The sequence below is a fragment of the Enterococcus sp. 7F3_DIV0205 genome, from assembly GCF_002141365.2.
Taxonomy (GTDB): domain Bacteria; phylum Bacillota; class Bacilli; order Lactobacillales; family Enterococcaceae; genus Enterococcus_L; species Enterococcus_L palustris.
Genome location: NZ_CP147244.1, coordinates 1,499,952 through 1,520,285, shown reverse-complemented (window position 1 = coordinate 1,520,285; position 20,334 = coordinate 1,499,952). Strand labels below are relative to the sequence as shown.

At 35.8% G+C, this 20,334-nt stretch carries 21 protein-coding genes; 13 read left to right on the top strand and 8 right to left on the bottom strand.

What is annotated here, in order from left to right:
* The first annotated feature begins 20 nt into the window (after window positions 1-20).
* The 4 genes from A5821_RS07200 to A5821_RS07185 all read left to right on the top strand — a co-directional run bounded on the left by A5821_RS07200 (window position 21) and on the right by A5821_RS07185 (window position 4,958).
* Entirely contained in the window at window positions 21-701 is a 681-nt protein-coding gene (locus A5821_RS07200; protein ID WP_086313894.1) for a methionine ABC transporter permease, read from the top strand.
* A gap of 22 nt (window positions 702-723) precedes the next feature.
* Window positions 724-1,557: a MetQ/NlpA family ABC transporter substrate-binding protein gene (locus A5821_RS07195; RefSeq protein WP_086313893.1), complete on the top strand. Its 834-nt coding sequence runs from the start codon at window positions 724-726 to the stop codon at window positions 1,555-1,557.
* Window positions 1,558-1,573: 16 nt separating this feature from the next.
* A complete protein-coding gene (locus A5821_RS07190) occupies window positions 1,574-2,773 on the top strand; it encodes an amidohydrolase (protein ID WP_086313892.1) in 1,200 nt (399 codons plus the stop codon).
* Between the two features lie 646 nt (window positions 2,774-3,419).
* On the top strand, window positions 3,420-4,958 hold the full coding sequence (locus A5821_RS07185) for an ABC-F family ATP-binding cassette domain-containing protein (protein WP_086313891.1): 1,539 nt from the start codon (window positions 3,420-3,422) through the stop codon (window positions 4,956-4,958).
* 93 nt (window positions 4,959-5,051) lie between these two features.
* On the opposite strand, the gene A5821_RS07180 is transcribed toward A5821_RS07185, so the two are convergent.
* From A5821_RS07180 to A5821_RS07165, 4 genes are all read right to left on the bottom strand, one after another.
* Complete coding sequence (locus A5821_RS07180; RefSeq protein WP_086313890.1) at window positions 5,052-5,981, bottom strand: metal ABC transporter substrate-binding protein; 930 nt, start codon at window positions 5,979-5,981, stop codon at window positions 5,052-5,054.
* Window positions 5,978-6,835: a metal ABC transporter permease gene (locus tag A5821_RS07175; protein ID WP_086313889.1), complete on the bottom strand. Its 858-nt coding sequence runs from the start codon at window positions 6,833-6,835 to the stop codon at window positions 5,978-5,980. The genes A5821_RS07180 and A5821_RS07175 overlap by 4 nt, the downstream gene beginning before the upstream one ends.
* Window positions 6,832-7,587, bottom strand: a complete 756-nt coding sequence (locus A5821_RS07170; RefSeq protein ID WP_086313888.1) for a metal ABC transporter ATP-binding protein — start codon at window positions 7,585-7,587, stop codon at window positions 6,832-6,834. Before A5821_RS07170 ends, A5821_RS07175 begins: the two co-directional genes overlap by 4 nt.
* A gap of 185 nt (window positions 7,588-7,772) precedes the next feature.
* Window positions 7,773-8,969 (bottom strand): serine hydrolase domain-containing protein, encoded by a 1,197-nt coding sequence (locus A5821_RS07165; RefSeq protein WP_086313887.1) that lies wholly within the window; start codon window positions 8,967-8,969, stop codon window positions 7,773-7,775.
* 243 nt (window positions 8,970-9,212) lie between these two features.
* On the opposite strand from A5821_RS07165, the gene A5821_RS07160 reads away from it, so the two are divergent.
* From A5821_RS07160 to mnmA, 5 genes are all read left to right on the top strand, one after another.
* On the top strand, window positions 9,213-10,178 hold the full coding sequence (locus tag A5821_RS07160) for a ribose-phosphate diphosphokinase (protein WP_086313886.1): 966 nt from the start codon (window positions 9,213-9,215) through the stop codon (window positions 10,176-10,178).
* A gap of 130 nt (window positions 10,179-10,308) precedes the next feature.
* Window positions 10,309-11,205 carry an EamA family transporter RarD gene (gene rarD / locus A5821_RS07155; protein WP_086313885.1) on the top strand — a complete coding sequence of 299 codons (897 nt, stop codon included), beginning with the start codon at window positions 10,309-10,311 and terminating at the stop codon, window positions 11,203-11,205.
* An 84-nt stretch (window positions 11,206-11,289) separates the two neighbouring features.
* Entirely contained in the window at window positions 11,290-12,432 is a 1,143-nt protein-coding gene (locus A5821_RS07150; RefSeq protein ID WP_086313884.1) for a cysteine desulfurase family protein, read from the top strand.
* Between the two features lie 85 nt (window positions 12,433-12,517).
* Window positions 12,518-12,859 (top strand): DUF1831 domain-containing protein, encoded by a 342-nt coding sequence (locus A5821_RS07145; protein ID WP_086313883.1) that lies wholly within the window; start codon window positions 12,518-12,520, stop codon window positions 12,857-12,859.
* A 208-nt stretch (window positions 12,860-13,067) separates the two neighbouring features.
* Window positions 13,068-14,192 carry a tRNA 2-thiouridine(34) synthase MnmA gene (gene mnmA, locus A5821_RS07140; RefSeq protein WP_086313882.1) on the top strand — a complete coding sequence of 375 codons (1,125 nt, stop codon included), beginning with the start codon at window positions 13,068-13,070 and terminating at the stop codon, window positions 14,190-14,192.
* Window positions 14,193-14,217: 25 nt separating this feature from the next.
* Here mnmA and A5821_RS07135 read toward each other — a convergent pair whose 3' ends face one another.
* Window positions 14,218-14,610, bottom strand: a complete 393-nt coding sequence (locus tag A5821_RS07135) for a hypothetical protein (RefSeq protein ID WP_086313881.1) — start codon at window positions 14,608-14,610, stop codon at window positions 14,218-14,220.
* A gap of 225 nt (window positions 14,611-14,835) precedes the next feature.
* On the opposite strand from A5821_RS07135, the gene A5821_RS07130 reads away from it, so the two are divergent.
* Window positions 14,836-15,201, top strand: coding sequence for a DUF1033 family protein (locus A5821_RS07130; protein WP_086313880.1), 366 nt, complete (start codon window positions 14,836-14,838; stop codon window positions 15,199-15,201).
* A 45-nt stretch (window positions 15,202-15,246) separates the two neighbouring features.
* On the opposite strand, the gene A5821_RS07125 is transcribed toward A5821_RS07130, so the two are convergent.
* From A5821_RS07125 to A5821_RS07115, 3 genes are all read right to left on the bottom strand, one after another.
* On the bottom strand, window positions 15,247-15,627 hold the full coding sequence (locus A5821_RS07125) for a hypothetical protein (protein ID WP_086313879.1): 381 nt from the start codon (window positions 15,625-15,627) through the stop codon (window positions 15,247-15,249).
* Window positions 15,628-15,834 carry a helix-turn-helix transcriptional regulator gene (locus tag A5821_RS07120; RefSeq protein ID WP_010771364.1) on the bottom strand — a complete coding sequence of 69 codons (207 nt, stop codon included), beginning with the start codon at window positions 15,832-15,834 and terminating at the stop codon, window positions 15,628-15,630. It abuts the gene before it with no gap.
* 152 nt (window positions 15,835-15,986) lie between these two features.
* Window positions 15,987-16,700, bottom strand: coding sequence for a DsbA family oxidoreductase (locus A5821_RS07115; protein WP_086313878.1), 714 nt, complete (start codon window positions 16,698-16,700; stop codon window positions 15,987-15,989).
* Between the two features lie 189 nt (window positions 16,701-16,889).
* On the opposite strand from A5821_RS07115, the gene A5821_RS07110 reads away from it, so the two are divergent.
* From A5821_RS07110 to A5821_RS07100, 3 genes are all read left to right on the top strand, one after another.
* Window positions 16,890-18,971 carry a DNA topoisomerase III gene (locus A5821_RS07110; protein WP_086313877.1) on the top strand — a complete coding sequence of 694 codons (2,082 nt, stop codon included), beginning with the start codon at window positions 16,890-16,892 and terminating at the stop codon, window positions 18,969-18,971.
* A gap of 131 nt (window positions 18,972-19,102) precedes the next feature.
* Entirely contained in the window at window positions 19,103-19,579 is a 477-nt protein-coding gene (locus tag A5821_RS07105; protein WP_086313876.1) for a nucleoside deaminase, read from the top strand.
* 27 nt (window positions 19,580-19,606) lie between these two features.
* Entirely contained in the window at window positions 19,607-19,906 is a 300-nt protein-coding gene (locus tag A5821_RS07100) for a hypothetical protein (protein ID WP_086313875.1), read from the top strand.
* Window positions 19,907-20,334 lie beyond the last annotated feature (428 nt).

Below are 20,334 nucleotides of genomic sequence, written 5' to 3'. Positions count from 1 at the left end.
TAAAAAAAGGAGTGACCTAAATGCAGTCATTTTTACAACAATATTTTCCAAATGTTTTACTACTAAAACAAGAGTTTATCGATAGTACGATTGAAACACTTTATATGGTCTTTTGGACGGCGGTTATCGCTGGTATTCTAGGGACATTACTTGGCGTCGTTCTAGTTGCAACAGGTCCTGAGGGGATTTTAAAAAATAGTGTTCTGTATAATATTTTAGAAAAAATTATCAACGTTTGTAGATCCATTCCCTTTATCATCATGTTGGCATTGATTCAGCCGATCACTCGTTTTTTAACAGGAACAACGATTGGTACAACTGCTGCGTTAGTGCCGCTGGTGATAGGGGTGATTCCATTTTTTGCTCGCCAAATCGAAAATGCCTTATTAGAAGTCGATTCGGGTGTGATTGAAGCGGCGGAATCAATGGGAACTAGCCCTTTGGGAATTATTTTTAGAGTGTATTTAGTAGAGGGCTTACCAAGTATCATTCGAGTTTCATCGGTTACGATCATTAATCTGATTGGGTTAACGGCGATGGCTGGAGCGATTGGAGCAGGTGGTCTGGGGAATCTTGCAATCACTAGAGGTTATAATCGATTCCAAACAGACGTCACAGTTGTTGCAACGATGATTATTTTAGTTTTGGTTTTTGCCAGCCAGTTTATTAGCAACACATTGATCAAAAAAACATCACATTAAAAAAACGAAAAGAGGAAATAGAATGAAAAAAACAGTGAAAATTATCGGATTAGCATTAACAATTGGGTTTGTATTAGCAGGATGTTCTGCTGGAAGTGCCAAAAGTGAAAAGAATGAAGTTGTAAAATTAGGTGTAGTTGGCGCGAATAATGAAGTACTAGAATCAGTCAAAGAACGATTGAAAGATGAGGGAATCGATTTAGAGCTTGTTGAATTCTCTGATTATACACAACCAAACGCGGCCTTAGCTGAAAAAGAAATCGATTTAAATTCATTCCAGCATCAAATTTTCTTAGATAACTATAATACAGAACATAAAACAGACCTAGTCTCCATTGGTAATACTGTTAGTGCGCCACTGGGAATATATTCTTCAAAAATCAAAGACGTTAAAGAATTAAAAGAAGGTGCTGAGATCGCGATTCCAAATGATGCAACAAATGGCGGACGTGCCTTACTATTGTTACAAAGTGCTGGATTGATCAAAGTTGATCCTGCTAAGAAGCAAACACCGACAGTAAGTGATATTACTGAAAATAAATTAAACTTAAAGATCACAGAATTAGATGCTTCACAAACGGCTAGAGCACTTCAAGATATCGATGCTTCTGTAATCAATAGCGGAATGGCTGTTGATGCTGGCTTTGTTCCAGCAAAAGATGCAATTTTCTTAGAGCCTGTGGATAAAACGTCTAAGCCCTATGTGAATATCATTGTTGCGCGTAAAGAAGACGAAGACAATAAAACATACAATAAAGTAGTGGACACATATCAACAAGAAGAAACCAAAAAAGTGATTGAAGAAACATCAAAAGGTTCTAGTGTTCCAGCTTGGGAAACATTTGGCAGAAAATAAAAAGGAGGACGATTAGATGACTACATTGACAAAACAATCGATTCAAGCAGAAATCCAACAAAACACAGATGAAGTGATCGCACTTAGACGTCATTTTCATCAATATCCAGAAGCTAGTTTAAAGGAATTTGAAACAATCAAACGAATCAAAGAAGAACTAAATAAACTAGGTATTCCATTTGAAGAAGTAGGCGAAACAGGTGTACTTGGAACCATTGAAGGAGCAAAACCTGGTAAAACAATTATTTTAAGAGCAGATATTGATGCGTTAGAATTGGAAGATGCTACAGGAAAAGAATACCAATCTAAAAATCCTGGATTAAATCATGCCTGTGGACATGATGGACATGCAGCGGCCTTATTAGGCGCTGCAAAAGTGTTAAAAAACCATCAAGACGATTTTGCTGGGACCATCAAATTAGCTTTTCAGCCAGCAGAAGAAATCGGAGCTGGAGCCTGTCAGTTTGTCGATGGTGGTTTTGTAGAAAACATCGATCAAGTTTTTGGTATTCACTTAGATTCAAGCGTTCCTGTGGGGAAATTAGTAGCAACAAAAGGGGCAACTAATGCCTCATGCGATATTTTTAAAATTGAGGTCGAAGGACTAAGTAGTCATGTAGCACAACCGAATGTCGGACGGGATGCTTTACTATCGGCGGCAAGTATTGTCGTTGAATTACAGAAAATTGCTGCAAGAGAGGTAAGTCCTTTAGACCCGATTGTTGTTGGTATTGGAGTACTTGATGCTGGAACGAGATATAATATTGTTGCTAACCATGCAAGAATCGAAGGAACAGTTCGAGCATTCAGCCATGAAACAAGAGCGTTCGTTTTAAAACGTGTTGAAGAAATAGCAAATCAAATTGCTGAAGCACACCGAACAAAAATCTCATCTTTTCATATTCATGATGCAGCAGGACCTTTGATCAATGATGATACTGCAACTGAATTAGCGCAAAAGGTAGCGGCTGAAATTGTTGGAAGTGAAAATGTTGTCACTGATCATACGAAGAGTTTAGGTGCAGATGATTTTGCGGATTTTTTACTGAAAGCGCCAGGCGTATATGGAAGAGTAGGCACTCGAAACCTGGATAATCCAGATACACAATATGGCCATCACCATGAAAATTTTGATATCGATGAAGCGGGACTTGCATTGGCAACAGAATTTCACGTGCGTTATGCTCTGACTTATTTAAATTTATTTGAATCGTAATATGAACAAACATAAGTATTGATACTGGAAAGAGTTCAATACTTATGTTTTTTCTTTATGTAAGACCATTATTATTAAAAGTGTTGACTAGAGATATAAGCAAAATAATTCAATATATTGTACAAAGAGCGAAAGTATTGCTCAACAATATTCTTGCTTTTCAAATCAATTATGGTAGACTATTTTTGTAAAGAAAGGTGATTAAGAATGTTTTTTCTTTCAGATAAATTTGTGAAAAGAAGCAGCTCCCAACAGATGAATGTGATGAAGCATTGTTGTGGAGCCTAATAAAATGAACGCTTCATCGTCAAAATAAAGACTGAATTTTTGAGACTAAGCGGTAGTCTTATTTAGTGTTGCTTTTGACGATGATCATGATTTTTATAGTGCTGAACAAAGGACAACGTGTTTCGTACGTTGTCCTTTGTCGATATGACAAGGGATAAGATAGGTGAACCTATTTGATCGCTTGTTTTTTTATCTGAATAAACAACAAATGACCTTTACGTTAAACGTACGAAAGCGTTGTGCAAAACAACTTTAATTTTTGAGTAGATAAAAACTGATAGTTACTGAAATTTACAATGAATGAAGAGCAAAGCATTTCAAAGGAAGCTTTGCAAAAATCGAAAAGAGGAATAAAAAAATGAGTTTATTAACAATCGAACATCTAACCCAACGTTTTGGCGAAAAAATTCTGTATGAAGATACATCCCTTCGTGTCAATAAAGGTGATCATATGGGGCTAACTGGACAAAATGGTGTAGGGAAATCTACTTTAGTCAAGATCTTAACCGGTGAAATTTTGGCAGATGATGGTAGCATTACTTGGCAAAATAATACGAAAATCGGGTACTTGGATCAATACGTTGAGGTGATTGGCAATAGTACGATCAATGAATTTTTACATCAAGCGTACAAGGTACTTTATGAAATCGAAGAGAAGATAAATGAGTTGTACACAGAGTATGGTGAAACTGGTGCAGACAAATTGTTAGAGCGGGCAGGGAACTTACAAACGCAACTAGATGAAAGTGATTTTTATCAAATCGATCCGATCATCAATGATCTTGCGAATGGTTTAGGAATTGAAGCAATCGGATTAGAGCGACCAATGAATGAGTTAAGCGGTGGACAACGATCCAAAGTTATTTTGGCAAAGTTGCTACTAGAAGAACCTGATGTTTTATTATTAGATGAACCGACAAACTATTTAGATGATACTCATATTCAATGGCTGATCGATTATTTAAATGATTTTGATGGAACGTTTATTTTAGTGTCCCATGATTATCACTTTTTAAATGCTGTTACGAATTGTATTTGTGATATTGAATTTGGTAAATTAACGAAATATACTGGGAATGTGGAAAAATCTTTTGCTCAAAAGGAACAAAATAAAGAAAGCTACTTAAAACAATACCATGCCCAACAAGCAAAAATTGAAAAAGCAGAAGCCTATATTCGTAAATACAAGGCCGGTAATCGCGCGACTATGGCAAAAAGTCGACAAAAACAATTAGACCGTGTAGAACGTATGGCACCTCCAGGCAGTTTAATGAAACCACAAATTCAATTTCCCTATCAGCCAATCGTCGCAAGCCTAGCATTGATTACAGATGAATTAGTGATTGGATACAACGAACCATTATTAGCTCCGATCAATTTATCTGTGCATAGTGGAGAAAAGGTAGCCATTAAAGGATTTAACGGCATTGGTAAATCAACGCTGATCAAAACTCTAACTGGTAGAATTCAACCGATCAGTGGGGAGTATCAGTATCCAGCGAATACTAAAATCGCTTATTTCTCCCAAGAGTTGACGTGGGAAAATGACTATTTGACTCCATTAGCCTATTTAAGTGATTGCTTTCCTAAAAAAACAGTGAAAGAAATCCGTACGTATTTAGCGAAATGTGGATTGCCTGATAAGTTAGTAAATCAACAACTACGTCTACTAAGTGGGGGAGAACAAACAAAAGTAAAACTAAGTGAGCTGACAATGGATTCAAGTAATCTTATTTTCTTGGATGAACCAACGAATCACATTGATGCAGCAGCGAAAGACAGCTTGCGTCAAGCGATTCAACAGTATCAAGGAACGATTGTGATCGTTTCCCATGAGGAAGAATTTTATACAGATATCACAGATCGTGTCATCAATATTGAAGAAATGATCAGATAATAAAAGAGGTCGAGACAAAAGGTCTTATCTCCGATTATTCAGAGTTAAAGCCCGTAACAAAACTAACAAGCAGTTTTGTTACGGGCTCTTTTCTTATTTCATCAGTCCATCATGGATCTTATCTAAATTCCATTTCATCATGGCGTAATAACTGTCACCATCTTCGCCTTTTTTAGCAATAGAATCAGTAAAGATCGTACTGTAAATCGGTAAGTCTGTTTCTTTTGAAACTCGTTCCATACTACGTTTGTCTACACTTGTTTCAACAAATAGAGAAGGGACTTTTGTTTTATGAATTTTATCGATGATTTGTTTCATTTGATCTGGTGTTCCTTGACTTTCTGTATTGATTTCCCAAATGTAAGCAGCCGTCAATCCGTATGCTTTCGAGAAGTATTTAAAAGCACCTTCACTTGTGACTAGTAACTTTTTGTTTTCAGGAATATCTGCGAATTTTTCTTTAGCTTCTTTGTCTAAAGCAGACAGTTTTTCAATGTATTCTTTGGCATTTTTTTCATAGGTTTCTTTATTTTTAGGGTCTTTTTTGCTCAATGTATCTCTGATCGATTCTACATAAGCAATTCCGTTTTGGATATCTAACCAAGCATGTGGATCTTGTTCATTTTCTTGTCCAGCACTCGTTAAGTACATTGGTTCAACATTTTTACTAACGGAGAAAAAGTCTTGATCTTCTGTTTTCTTAGCTGTTTCCATTAGTTTACTGAACCAGCCGTTTCCCCCTGTTTCTAAGTTTAGTCCATTGAAGAATAAAACGTCCGCTTCAGAGGCTTTGGCAACATCTTCCGGTAATGGTTCATATTCATGTGGATCTGTTCCTACGGGTACGATACTGTGTAAATTGACTAAATCTTTCCCCACATTATCGACCATATCAGCAAGAATCGAGTTAGTGGCAACAACATTGATTTTTTCTTTATCTGAGGTATCTGCAGACTTAGACTGACAAGCAGCTAGTAAAAATAAACTAGCTAGTGCCGTAATAAAAAGTATTTTCTTTCTCATAATGTAGGTTCCTCCGTTTTCTGTTTATTGATAAAAAATAAGCCTTTTTTAGGGGAAAATAGAAAAGCGATAATGAAAAATGCCGCTGCGGTTAAAACGATCGTAGCACCTGAAGCTAAGTTATATGAATAACTAAAGAATAAACCGATGATCGAACTTAGTATCCCAAAAAGAGAAGCTAAAGCAATCATTGTAGGCAAGTGATTCGTCAACAAGTAAGCAGTAGCGGCAGGCGTGATCAACATGGCAATCACTAAAATCGTTCCCACTGTTTGTAAAGATGAAACAGCCACTAATGTTAATAAAAACATCAATGCATAATGGAAAAATTGAACATTCAGCCCATAAGCTTGCGCCATTGTTGGATCAAAAGAGGTGATTTGCAGCTCTTTATAGAACAAGCCAACGAATATCAACACGATGATTCCAACGACAATAGTAATCAAAATATCAGAATCTCGAACGGCTAAAACATTCCCGAAGAGAATATGATAAAGGTCAGTTGAACTTTTTGCGAATGAGATCATAATGATTCCTAACGCGAAAAATGAACTAAAAACAACACCAATAGCTGTATCATTTTTTAACTGACTTTTTTGAGTAATAAACCCAATCAATAAAGCCGCTAAAATACCAAAAATCGAAGCGCCGAAAATATAATTGACACCAAACATATAAGAAGCCGCAACCCCAGGTAAGACAGCATGAGAGATGGCATCTCCCATCAAAGACATTCCTCGTAATACGATAAACGACCCAATGATTCCTGAAACCAATCCAACGATGATCGAGGTAATCAAAGCATTTTGTAAAAATTGGTAGCGAATCAGCCCGTCAATAAAATTTGTAATCATGCATCAGCCACTCCTTTGATAATTATATCGCCCATTGTTTCACCATATGCTAATTGGATATTTTTATTTGTAAATGTAGTTGCAACGGGTCCACAAGCAATTAGTTTTTTCTTTAAGATGATAACTTCGTCAAAATAGTGAGCGACTTTGTGAAGATCATGATGGACGATCACGATTGTTTTTCCAGCTTCTTTTAATTGTTTTAGAATATCCATGATGACTTTTTCGCTCGTCATGTCAATGCCGACAAAAGGTTCATCTAATACAATAATATCAGCTTCTTGAGCAAGTACTCTGGCAATAAATACTCGTTGTAATTGCCCACCAGATAACTCACCAATCTGGCGCTTAGCAAATTCTTCTAATTGCACTGTCTTAAGTGCTTTTAAGGCTTGTTCCTTTTCTTGTTTTTTAGGGCGCTTCATCAATCCTAATTTTGGATAGGTACCTAGAAGAACAACCTCCAAAACATTGATGGGAAAAGACAGGTCTAATGCGCTACGTTGTTCCACGTAAGCGATTCGTTTCTTTTGAGTATCAAGAAGTTGTTCTCCTAATAAAACTGTTCTTGAATCTGTTTTAAGTAATCCAAGCATTCCTTTTAGAAAGGTAGATTTTCCCGCACCATTTGGCCCGATAATTCCTGTGATTTTTCCAGCGGGAATTTGTAAAGAAATATCGTTTAAGGCCTTTTGCCCTTGATAACTAACTGTTAAATGTTTGATTGTAAGAATATTATTATTTATAGACATAAAAAAACCTCCTTTTTAGGTTTGCCTTAAAATCAGTATAAGATAAACTTAAATTAAAATCAATCCATTTTTTAGGTTAGCCTAAAAATAAATAAAAAAAGTAAGTGGGACATAACTTTTCGAGTCATATCCCACTCACTTAGAATCTGTATAAACGCTTCTGTTCTAACTTCCATTTCTTACTATCATTTACTTTGATAAGGTCCAAGTAAATTGAAAATCGATTTTGCTAATTCTGAATGTGTGTTATCTTTAGGGTATTGATTGGATAATAAGATTACGGCATTTTGAAGATCTTTTGAAACCATTGCATTTGATTCAAAACCACCTTCTGTACCATGCCCTTTAATATAATTAGGGAAATTGTAAAGTCCACCCATGTATTTTGTTTCAGTGTCAGGCGTCCAAAGTTCATCGATGATTTGTTGGTCAACAATTTTCCCTTCAAATAAACTAGAGTAAAATAAATAAAGATCGCCAACAGTCATTCCAACATTTCCCGTACCAATTTCTTGATCGAATGTTAAGGTATCATCACGGATGATAGAACCAAAATTTTTACCATCAACTTTCTCATAGGCATAGGTTCGGTTACTTGACTTGATGAAGTCATTATAAAAGCAGGTATGAGATAATTTAAGACCTTGGTTGAATGTTTGAGTAAATAAAGTTCGGTAAGAAGTGCCAGTCAATTGTTCTAGAATACCAACTAAAATTGAATAGTTGACCGCCTCATATTTATATTTCCCATAGATGCCCATCGCTGCATTTGAAATCGAAAATTGAAGAAAGGCATCATCAGACATCATGATCGTCGGCTTGATTTTTTGATATAAGCCGGAAGTCATCGAAAGTAATTGGCGAATCGTGATTTTTTCACTACCTTCAATAGTTGGATAAAAACGATCTAAAGTATCATCTAATGAGAGCTTCTGTGCTTGTACTTGTTGTAAAATAAGAGAAGCAGTAAAGGCTTTTTGAATTGACCCAATTTGAAATGTAGATTCGTAAGTGTTGGGACGATTTTCCGAAAAATTCGCGTAACCAAACCCTTTCTGCAAAATAATCTGTCCATTGTGAATAACAAGAGCGGTACCGATAAATTGTTTATCTTCCAATTCCTGATTTATTTCATTAGCAAAATCAGAAGTGGGTTGGACTTCTTTATTAAAATTTTCTGCTTGTTGTGCATCTGGTGTAAGGGATGTAGAAGACTGCGTTGTCTCTGTGATGGACTCACTTGAACCAGTTTGAGAAGCAGGTGTAGTCCGATTTTGAAAAAATAAAAGATAAAGTTCTATTCCTACCAAAATGATTAAGAGCAAAATAATTAATATGGGCGTATAAGGGCTTCTTTTTTTATGATGTTTCTTGTAGTGCATGTCTTCGACCACCTCCGATTAGTACTTATTTTACTTGTACAATGGAGAAACGCAAGATGATTGTATAGGATTTAACGAACACTTTTGTAAGCACAAATTTAATTCGATTAAAAGTCGTTGGATTTTCATATATTTGTCACAGGAAAGAAAAAGATCCATGATTTTTTATGGAATCAGTGTTAAAATAGAAAATGAAGTGTTTAATTATAAGAATAGAAAAATATCTAGATCACGGAGGAAATCATGACCCAAAAATACCAGGATAAAACATTACGAATCTTTAGTTTGAATGCAAATCGCCCTTTAGCAGAGAAAATTGCTGAAGTCGTCGGGACTGAACTAGGAAAAAGCACGGTGCGTCAGTTTAGTGATGGAGAGATTCAAATCAATATTGAAGAGAGTATTCGTGGGGACCATGTTTTTCTTGTTCAATCAACCAATCTTCCTGTCAATGACAACTTAATGGAGTTGTTGATTATGATTGATGCGTTAAAACGAGCAAGTGCTAAAACAATCAATGTGGTATTACCTTATTATGGGTATGCTAGACAAGATCGGACTGCTAAACCAAGAGAACCGATCACAGCAAAATTAGTGGCTAATTTATTAGAAGAAGCCGGGGCAACGCGCGTACTGACGCTAGATCTACATACAGTTCAAGTCCAAGGATTTTTTGATATTCCAGTAGATAATCTGTTTACAATGCCATTATTTGCCCATAATTATCGTGAGCAGCAATTGACAGGGGAAGATATCGTTGTCGTTTCTCCTAAAAATAGCGGGGTACAGCGTGCGAGAAGCTTGTCTGAATACTTAGATGCGACATTAGCAATCGTGGATCAAGATGAAGTTGATGGTGTACGCTCAGGTTATGTTATTGGTGAGGTCAAAGGCAAGACATGTATTTTAGTAGACGATATTTTAAATTCCGGCGGTACGATGGCGACAGCTGCAGAGATTTTAAAAGAAAATGGAGCAAAACGTATCTATGCTTGTGCTTCTCATGGGTTACTATCTAAAGGAGCTAAAGAAACCTTAGATGCATCACCAATTGAACAGATTTGTGTGACTGATTCTGTCTTTATTTCTGAAGACCGCAAACCAGTTGCGTTGAATATTGTTTCTTGTGCTGAGCTGATGGGCGAAGCAGTAAAACGAATTCATGAAAATACACCAATGAGTCCGTTATTTCGTTTAGAAGAAAAATAAACATCGTAATCTGTTTAAATCAAGAAAGAAGTTCAGCTATTGCTTTAGACTGGACTTCTTTTTAGTATTTATTTGGTTAAATAAAAGTACTCATTAAAAATGATACAAGCAAAGGAAAGGGGCTACACGTGTGAAAGAACAGAAAAAGGGAGTTTTATTAGGCTTTATTGCGTATGTATTTTGGGGGATCATTCCGATTTATTGGAAGTTATTGCCTACAGTCGATCCGTTGGATATATTATGTTATCGCATCGTTTGGTCTTTTCTATTTATGATCGTTTATATTTTAGTGACGAAGAGATGGTCGTTATTTTTAGCCGAGGTCAAAATGGTTATACAAGATAAGAAAAAATTATTTGCTATTATTTGTGCGGCTATTTTGATTTCAGTAAATTGGTTCACCTTTATTTATACAGTTAGTCAAGGGCACGTTACCCAAGCGAGTTTGGGCTATTATATGAATCCACTAGTGAACGTTTTATTGGCAACTCTGATTTTGAAAGAGAAATTAAGTCGTTCAGGGATGATTGCATGCGGATTAGCTTTGCTGGGGGTTCTTTTACTAACGATTCAAACAGGTGAAATTCCGTTAGCGCCACTTATCATGGCTGTGACATTTAGTTTTTATGGATTGATCAAAAAAGGAGTTACTGTGAGTTCGTATACAGGGTTGACGATTGAAACATTTGTCATTTTACCCGTGGCTTTGGTCTATCTACTATTCTTTTCACGACAAGGATTTATGCACTACGAACTATCTACTAATCTGCTGCTGATGGGTGCAGGAGTCGTTACGGCAATTCCTTTATTGCTTTTTGCACAAGCGGCAAAACAGATTTCTTATATTATTTTAGGCTTTATTCAGTATGTAGGACCAACCTTAATGCTGATATCTGCACTATTTTTATACCATGAGCCTTATTCAGCCGATCAATTTATCGCATTTGGTTTTATTTGGGCAGGGATAGCTGTTTTTACGTATGGCAATATTTATACGTATCGAAAAGAAAAACGTTTTGTAAAATAGTTGATAAAAGAATCATTCTTTGAGGAACATTTCCAGTTATGTTAAACTAATCCCATTAAAAAGGATTCAGAAAGGACGAGTTCAGTGGAAACCATTTATTTAGATCATGCAGCAACAACACCTGCGCATACAGCAGTTATTGAGATAATGGCCAGTGAAATGGCCAATACCTTTGGCAATCCGTCTAGTATCCATACATTTGGCAGACAAGCCCATCGTAAGTTAGAAGACATCCGTCAAGTGATTGCGGCAAGCCTTGAAGTAAAGCCACACGAGATTATCTTTAATAGTGGTGGAACAGAAGGGGACAACACGGCAATCATTGAGACGGCATTTTCTAGAAAAGAGCAGGGAATGCATCTGATTACAACAGCGATCGAGCATCCTGCTGTTTTAGAAACAATGAAGTATCTGGAAGAGTTGGGGTTTGAAGTGACCTATCTACCTGTTGACATAGATGGAAATCTGTCCATCGCAGATTTTGAAGCTGCTTTGCGGGATGATACAATTTTGGTTTCCGTGATGTATGGCAATAATGAAATTGGTAATTTAATGCCGATCAAAGAAATCGGGGAATTATTAAAAGAACATCCAGCAATTTTTCATACAGATGCTGTACAAGCATATGGCTCTGAACGGATTTTACCACATGAATTAGGGATTGATTTATTGAGTATTTCTGCTCATAAAATCAATGGACCAAAAGGTGTAGGCTTCTTATTTAAAAATGATGCCATTTCTTTACCGTCATTTTTACACGGTGGAGAACAAGAAGAAAAACGCCGAGCAGGGACGGAAAATTTAGCTGGTATTGCTGGAATGGGCAAAGCAGTCGAACTTTTGACAGAGGCTGAAAAAGAAATACGGCATGAAAAATATATCAAATTTGAACGAATTATTTTAACTGAACTGGATAAAGCTCAGCTTGATTATCGGATCAACGGTAATCCTGAAAATAAGTTGGCTCATATTTTAAATGTACAATTTAAAGGCGTGCCAAGTGATTTATTGTTGATGCACTTAGATTTACAAGGTGTGGCGATATCAACAGGTTCAGCTTGTACTGCAGGCACAGTCGATCCTTCTCATGTTCTACAAGCGATGTATGGCGAAAATGATCCAGCCATCAAGGAATCTGTACGAATCAGTTTTGGATTAGGAAATGATGAAGCACAGATCCAACGATTAACAGCTATATTAGTCGACATAATTCAAAAAATTAAGTAGTAATTAAAGAAAAGTCAGATTAGAACTAGCAAAAAGAAAGCGTACCAACTATAATAAAAGAGACAATAAATAAAGAGGTGGAAAAATGGCATTTAAAGAAAAAGCAACAGTAGAAGGTTGTACGGTATTTTATAAAGTAAATGAACAAGCAAAAAAATACACGTTAAAAGATAATGGCTTCACTGAAACGAATTCAGGGAATTTTCAGTTGATTCGTCCATTGGATGCAACACCCCAAAGTAAAGAAGGCTTTAAATTAAAAATCACGATCGCAGAAGATTTAAAAACATTGAAAATGTCTGTGACAACAGCTAATGGTTTAAAATCAATGAATATCTTCAAAAGTGAATCTCATGCAATGAGTCAAGAGAAGTTTTATTTCTTGATGGATGGTATGATCAGTCGCGGGGTTTTTGAGAAAGCATAATGCTATATTCTGAAAATAAGACAAGATCGACAAGGTCTTGTCTTATTTTTTTGCGTTCAAAATGAAGAATAATTTTACTGAGAAGCAAGTTGTTCACTCTTAATACCTTTACTTCTTCAAAAATACTAGTATAATAAGTATCACTGAAAAGTTACGACCTTCAAATCGTAGATGAGTTCAGAATCTAAATTGAAATGATGGTGATCAAATGACAGATAACAGCAAAACTCGTGTTGTTGTAGGCATGAGCGGAGGTGTAGATTCTTCTGTTACAGCACTGCTTTTAAAAGAGCAAGGCTATGATGTCGTGGGTATCTTTATGAAAAATTGGGATGACACGGATGAAAATGGTGTGTGTACAGCCACCGAAGATTACAAGGATGTAGCGAAAGTTGCCGACCAAATCGGTATTCCTTACTACTCTGTAAACTTTGAAAAGGAATATTGGGATCGCGTATTTGAATATTTTCTTAAAGAATATCGCTTGGGACGGACGCCAAATCCTGATGTGATGTGTAATAAAGAAATTAAATTCAAAGCTTTTTTAGAGTATGCGATGCAACTAGGGGCAGATTATGTAGCAACTGGACATTATGCCCAAGTAGAACGAAAAGAAGACGGCACCGTACGTATGTTACGTGGTGTGGATAATAATAAAGATCAAACATATTTCTTGAGTCAATTGTCTCAAGCGCAATTAGCTAAAACGATGTTTCCTTTAGGAGGCATGGAAAAATCAGAAGTTCGAGCAATCGCAGAACGTGCTGATTTAGCAACTGCAAAGAAAAAAGATTCAACAGGTATTTGTTTTATCGGAGAAAAGAACTTCAAACAATTTTTAAGTACCTATTTACCTGCTAACAAAGGGAATATGGTTACTTTAGATGGAGAAATCAAAGGGCAACATGATGGTTTGATGTATTATACGATCGGACAACGCCAAGGCTTAGGAATTGGCGGCGGCAAAGGCTCACAAGAACCTTGGTTTGTAGTGGGAAAAGATCTAGCAACGAACACATTATATGTTGGACAAGGGTTTCATCATGAACAATTATACGCAACGCATTTAGATGCAAGTGAAATTCATTTCACAGTGGATACAGAAATGCCAAGAGAATTTGAATGTACAGCGAAATTCCGTTATCGTCAAGATGATATTCCAGTTAAAGTTGTGTTAACGGGTGATGGAACAACAGCTAAAGTTATTTTTTCAGAACCAGTTCGAGCAATCACTCCTGGACAAGCAGTCGTATTTTATGATGGGATGGAATGTCTTGGTGGCGGTTTGATCGATCAAGCGTATCAAGAAGAAAAAGTGTTGCAATATATTTAATCAAAAAACGAGTAGGGACTTTTTCCTACTCGTTTTTTTGATTATAGTTACGAAAATATGCTCTCGATTCTGGTGAAACAATAAGATAAAGCATTGAAAATAACTCAACGACACGAAATGCTAGCATAATCATTTTCGGAAACATACTGACCATCATTGGTGGGTAAAAGTACATTAAAAAAATAAATGGAATGAAAAGTATAGAGATGACGTAGCCTTTTTTTCCCCCTGTTATCAATCCAGCTATTTCAATAATATAAATTAGAAAAACAGCTATCTGATACCAAACATCTGATCCAAAGCTTCCATTTCCTTCAACTACAGTTTTCAATGCCAAGATCAACGATAGGATGAGCAAAATATTATTATATAATAGTAAATAAATAGCTATCGAATTCCAAAATACAGGTTTTTTCATAATCAGAAACGTTCCTTTCTATTCTTTTCATATTTTAGCAAATGCTCTTTCTATTCGCAATGATAGAAAGAGAAAAACAAGTTTATTCTTACGGCTATTCCAATTTGTGGTAAACTTAAAATAATGAACGTTTAAACAAAAAAGTATTTCACAAGCACTTAAGTTGAAAGTTTCCCCCTAAGTGACTAAAATAGCTCTTGTAGAAAGAATTGGAGTGATAGATCAATGTACCAAGTGGTTACCATGTACGGCGATAATGAGCCTTGGTGGTTTTTTGAGGACTGGCAAGAAGATATCGAAGAAAATAGAACATTTGACTCTTTAGAAGATGCGGAACGTTACTACATAAAACAATGGCAAGAACTTTCTTCAACATATGAGTACATAAATACAAAAGTGAATTACTTAGCAGCGTTTTGGAACAATGGTGACGAACGCTGGTGTGAAGAATGCGATGAAGATCTGCAACAATATAAAGGATTAGCTTTGTTAAAAGATCTGCAGGCTGTGACATTCGAAAGTGGCGATGATTTTCATGAACGCCATAATGATTGTGCGAAACCGAAATGTTGTAAATCGAGCTTAGTTTAAAAAAATTAAGAAAAATATAGAGAGTAAGATAATGGGAACATTATCTTACTCTTTATATTTTCGTTTTCTGAAGAAGTAGATAACTGAGAAAATGAGGCAATCAAAAAAAAGTGATTCAAAGTGCCACGGATCATTACTAATAATACTTCTATAAGGTACTCCACTAGAAATGATTGGACGATAGTGAAAGCCACTATTTGGTATCATATTCGCTGCGATGCCAAGAACAAATTGAAGCGTATGCACTATGAAGAGCGTAATCATTGCATAAACTAAGGAGTCTAAAACAGTTTTTTTCTCTAATTCATCCAGACGACCTTTCTTTACTTGAACCAAGGCTTTAATAGCATTAAAAATTGAGCTAATTGTAAAAACCCCTATTAGTAATAAAATAGTGGCTTGTGTTATTTGTAAAGCTGTATTCATTTATTCTTCCTCCTCTAGCTGAAAAATTTCTTCAACATGCATATTAAAATATTTCGCTATTTTTAAAGATAGCTCCAAGCTTGGATTATACTTTGTTTTTTCAATAGCATTCATGGTTTGTCTAGAAACGCCTAAATCAGTGGCCATCTGAATTTGGGTTATTTTCTTACTTTCACGTATTTCTTTGATCTTATTATGAACGTTCATGATGGTAAACTCCTAATTTTTAGTAAAGATATCTTTACTTTATTTTAGCATAGTTAAATCGGTTTGTAAAGATATCTTTACGTTATTTTGAACAAAAAAAGAAAAGCAACAAATAAACTTTAAAAAGTTGCTTTTCTTCACACTAGTTCAGACTAATCTTTACAAACCCATTTTCCATCTTCCATAGTACAAGAACCATTTTCCGATTCACCATTTTCGATCACTTCAATAATCGGTGTCTCTTTTTCTTTGATTGTCTCAATTGCTTGGATGATTTGATCCATTGGCTGGGCGCCGTTGATCAGATATTTTCCATTAACGATCAACGCTGGAACACCACTAAGTTGATAGGCATTTGCTAAACGAAAATCATCTTCAACTAAGGCTAACGTTTCTGGATTAATAAAAGCTTGCTGCCATTTTTCAAAATCAATGGAACTGTTTTTGACGATTGATTCAATCACGGCAATGTCATCAATATTTTGACTATAGACGAATAATCCTGTTTGTAATGCATCAAACATGTCCCAATAACTAGCTTCTCCGCCTACAACTCCTGCCGCTTTTGCAGCGAGTAAACCATTCATCGAAGTTGGAAAAAGAAAGTCAGCTGCTCTCATTCCTTCAATGTTAAACCGATGAAGGTCATCATTTTGATTAGCATGAACCCAGTGGGATAGGATTTCATTTTTAGCATTTTCTCTAGAACCAAACATCCGCTCATGATCTTCCTCATCTCTAGCTAAAGCAAAAGAGCGATGGATGATGTTTAATTCAGGCATCTCTTTTTGAATTTGTCTCATTCTATACGACATTGGAAAACAGAAACTACAGATAACGTCGTGAAAAAACTCAATTGTAATCATAGTATCTCCTTGATAATCTTTATTTTTATGCACTTACAATTAGTAAGTATATAGTTCTTCTATTTACATTTCAATTAAAAAGCTTGAATAAGAGGCGAAAAGAACAAGCCGAGTGTGGTAAAATCAACATATTGACATTTTAGCGATTAATTCAATTGACATATGGAATACAGAAAGTGAGTGAAATAAATGGCGAACAAACAACTGATTATTGCCGAAAAACCTAGTGTTGCCAAAGATTTAAGCAAAGTACTAGGAGCAAATCAAAAGAATAAAAGTTACTACGAAGGCCCTAATGTGATTGTGACGTGGGCATTAGGTCATCTACTAGGACTAAAGATGCCGGAAGACATCAATAAAGAATGGCAATCATGGCAAATGGAAACTCTGCCGATGGTACCGAAAAATTTAGGAATCAAGCCTTTACCAAAAACAGGACATCAATTAAAAGCTATTAAGCAATTAGCAAACCGTAAAGACGTCACAGAAGCGGTGATCGCAACTGATGCAGGACGTGAAGGGGAATTGGTCGCTCGTTGGATTTTAGAATATGTTCATTTTAACAAGCCAGTTAAGCGTCTTTGGATTTCTTCGCAAACAGATAAGGCAATAAAGGATGGTTTCAAAAAACTGAGACCTGCTAAAGAATATGATAACTTGTATTATTCAGCTTTAGCTCGCGCCAAAGCAGACTGGTTAGTTGGTTTGAACGTCACCAGAGCCTTAACGGTAAAATATCAAGATAGCCTTTCAGCTGGACGGGTACAGACACCCACACTATCTTTAGTCCGACAACAAGAAAAGAAAATCGAAGGCTTTAGACCACAAACGTATTTTTCAGTAGAACTACAAGTCCAAAAAGAAAAAGCGAAGCTGGTTCAAAGTAATCCATACGCATTTAAAGAACGAAATGATGTAGAAGCATTCGTAAAAAAACTAAGCGAAGGCAAAGGGAAAGTAACAGATATCCAAGAAAAAACGAAAACAGAACAAGCACCACTTCCTTATGATTTAACTGAAATTCAAAGAGAAGCCAATCAACGCTATCAATTTTCAGCGAAGAAAACTCTTTCCCTCGTTCAAAGTCTCTACGAATTTCATAAAATCGTGACGTATCCAAGGACGGATAGTAAGTATCTAACAACGGATATGAAAGCAACGATGAAAGAGCGTTTGCAAGCAGTGAGTGATTTTGCACCCGAAGTGAAAACGTATATTAAAGACGGTGGTCAAGTCAAACTGACGAAAGTCTTCCAAAACGAGAAGGTCACAGATCACCATGCCTTGATTCCAACAGAACAGCGTCCTCGTTATGAGAAGTTAAGTGGAGACGAGCAAAAAATCTATAATATGATCGTTACACGTTTCTTGGGGATGTTTGCTGAACCTCACCGCACAAAACAAACAAAAGTAACAGTAAACTTTAATAAAGAACAATTTATTTTCCGTCAAAGCAAAGTAGAAGTTGCAGGATGGAAGCAAGAAAAAGAAGAAGTAGCACCATCTGTCGACTGGAAATTAGGCATGATCGTACCGCCAAACTTCACCATTAATAAAGAACTAACAGCACCACCAAAACCTTTGACTGAAGGTTCCTTACTAGGTTTAATGGAAAAACATAGCTTAGGTACTCCTGCTACGCGCGCTGAAATCATTGAAAAACTGATCAAATCAGAATTGATGGAACGCACGACAAATGGTTTAAGTGTTTCACCAAAGGGCAAACAATTGCTTGAATTGGTCAATCCATCCTTAGTTACGCCTGAATTAACCGAAAAATGGGAGAAAACATTAGAAGCTATCGCCAAGGGGAAACAAAGCAGTACTGTTTTCCTTAAAGAAATTGAACAAGATACGAAAAAATTAGTCAACGAGATCAAACAAAGCGAAAGTAAATACCAAGATTTTTCTATCACACAAAAGAAATGCCCAGAATGTGGCTCAAACTTGCGCGAGAAAAATACCAAAGACGGTAAAATCTATGTTTGTTCCAATCAAGATTGTAGCTATCGTCGTAGAAAAGACCCGAAAGTGTCCAATCACCGTTGTTCGCAATGCCACCGTAAAATGGAAATTATCGATGGTAAAAATGGTTCTTACTTTAAATGTAAATACTGTTCGATCACTGAAAAAATGCAGGATAAAAAAGAACGCAGTAAAAAACTGACGAAACATGAAGAACGTAAGCTGATGAAAAAATATTCACAAAAAGAAGAACCAGAAGAAAGTGCACTAGCACAAGCTTTAAAAGCGGCTATGAAACAAGACTGATTTTCAATTAAAGACACCCATCATCAGAAATTTTGATGATCGGTGTTTTTTAGTAGATAAGGAGGCATGAAACCGCTTGATTTCATGTTATAATTTAGTCAAAATATTAAATAGAGAAGAGTGAAAGAATTATGGTTGCCAACAATAAACAAGAAAAATTAGACGGAAAATTCATGAAACAAGCACTAGAACTTGCCAAAGATGCTGCTAAAAAGGGAAATGAACCCTTTGGCGCATTACTTGTAAAAGATAATAAAGTTGTCCTAACTGGTGAAAATCAAATTCATACAGAAAGTGACCCTACTTATCATGCAGAATTAGGAATCATTCGAGATTTTTGTTCTAGCAAAAAAATATCAGATCTATCTGAATATACACTTTATACAAGTTGTGAACCATGCTGTATGTGTGCAGGAGCAATGGTTTGGAGTAGTTTAGGTAGAATGGTCTATAGTTTAGGTCATGATGAATTAGCCGAGATTGCAGGATTTAATATTATGATCGGCAGCGAAGAAATTTTTGAAAAAAGTCCAAATAGACCAGAAGTTTCTAAAGGTGTATTAAAAGAAGATTCAGTTCCTGTCTATGTCGATTACTTTCAAAAATAGAAAATTAGAAGAGAAAGGGAAAGAAAGATGAGAAAAAATGACTATTTAGCTTTAGTTGCGATGGAAGAGTGTGCAGAAATCCAACAAGCATTATCAAAAGCAATCAGATTTGGTTTTGATGATCACCATCCGTCCAGAGCTGATGAAACAAATGAAGAACAAATGTTGACAGAATTTTATCAATTGACTGCGATGATCGAAGAGTTACAAAAGCAAGGAGTCATTGCAGGCTTTACTCAAGAGAAGATAGAGAAGGTAAAGCAGAGCAAAATAGAGAAAGTCTACAAATATATGGACTATTCAAAGGAAAAAGGGGTATTAGAATAAACGAACTTTTTTTATTCTGATTTTATGCTAGGCCTAATTATAAAAGTTGAATGTGGTTGAGGAAAAGGAAATTTTAGGGTTTAAAGCAATGATCATCACATACGCAAATGGATCATTAGCAAAAAGTTATTTTCGAAAAAAATGAGCGTTTTATTCATATAGGTAAGCAAAATTTTAAGTTGAGAAAAAGCACTTCAATCGAAGTGGTTTTTTCATATTCGGTCTTTTATCTTCTCTTTTCTTATTTTTCCACAAGAACAAAGGAATATTTTGATGAAAAAAGCGTAGAAACATTTGTAATTTACAATAAAAGGAGTATACTCTAAATTGGAATCATTCTAAATTTAATAAAAAGAGTTTCCACGCAAATAGTGTATTTAGGTTTATTTTATTCTTGGTTTTGATTCATTTTGGCAGTCCCAACCAGC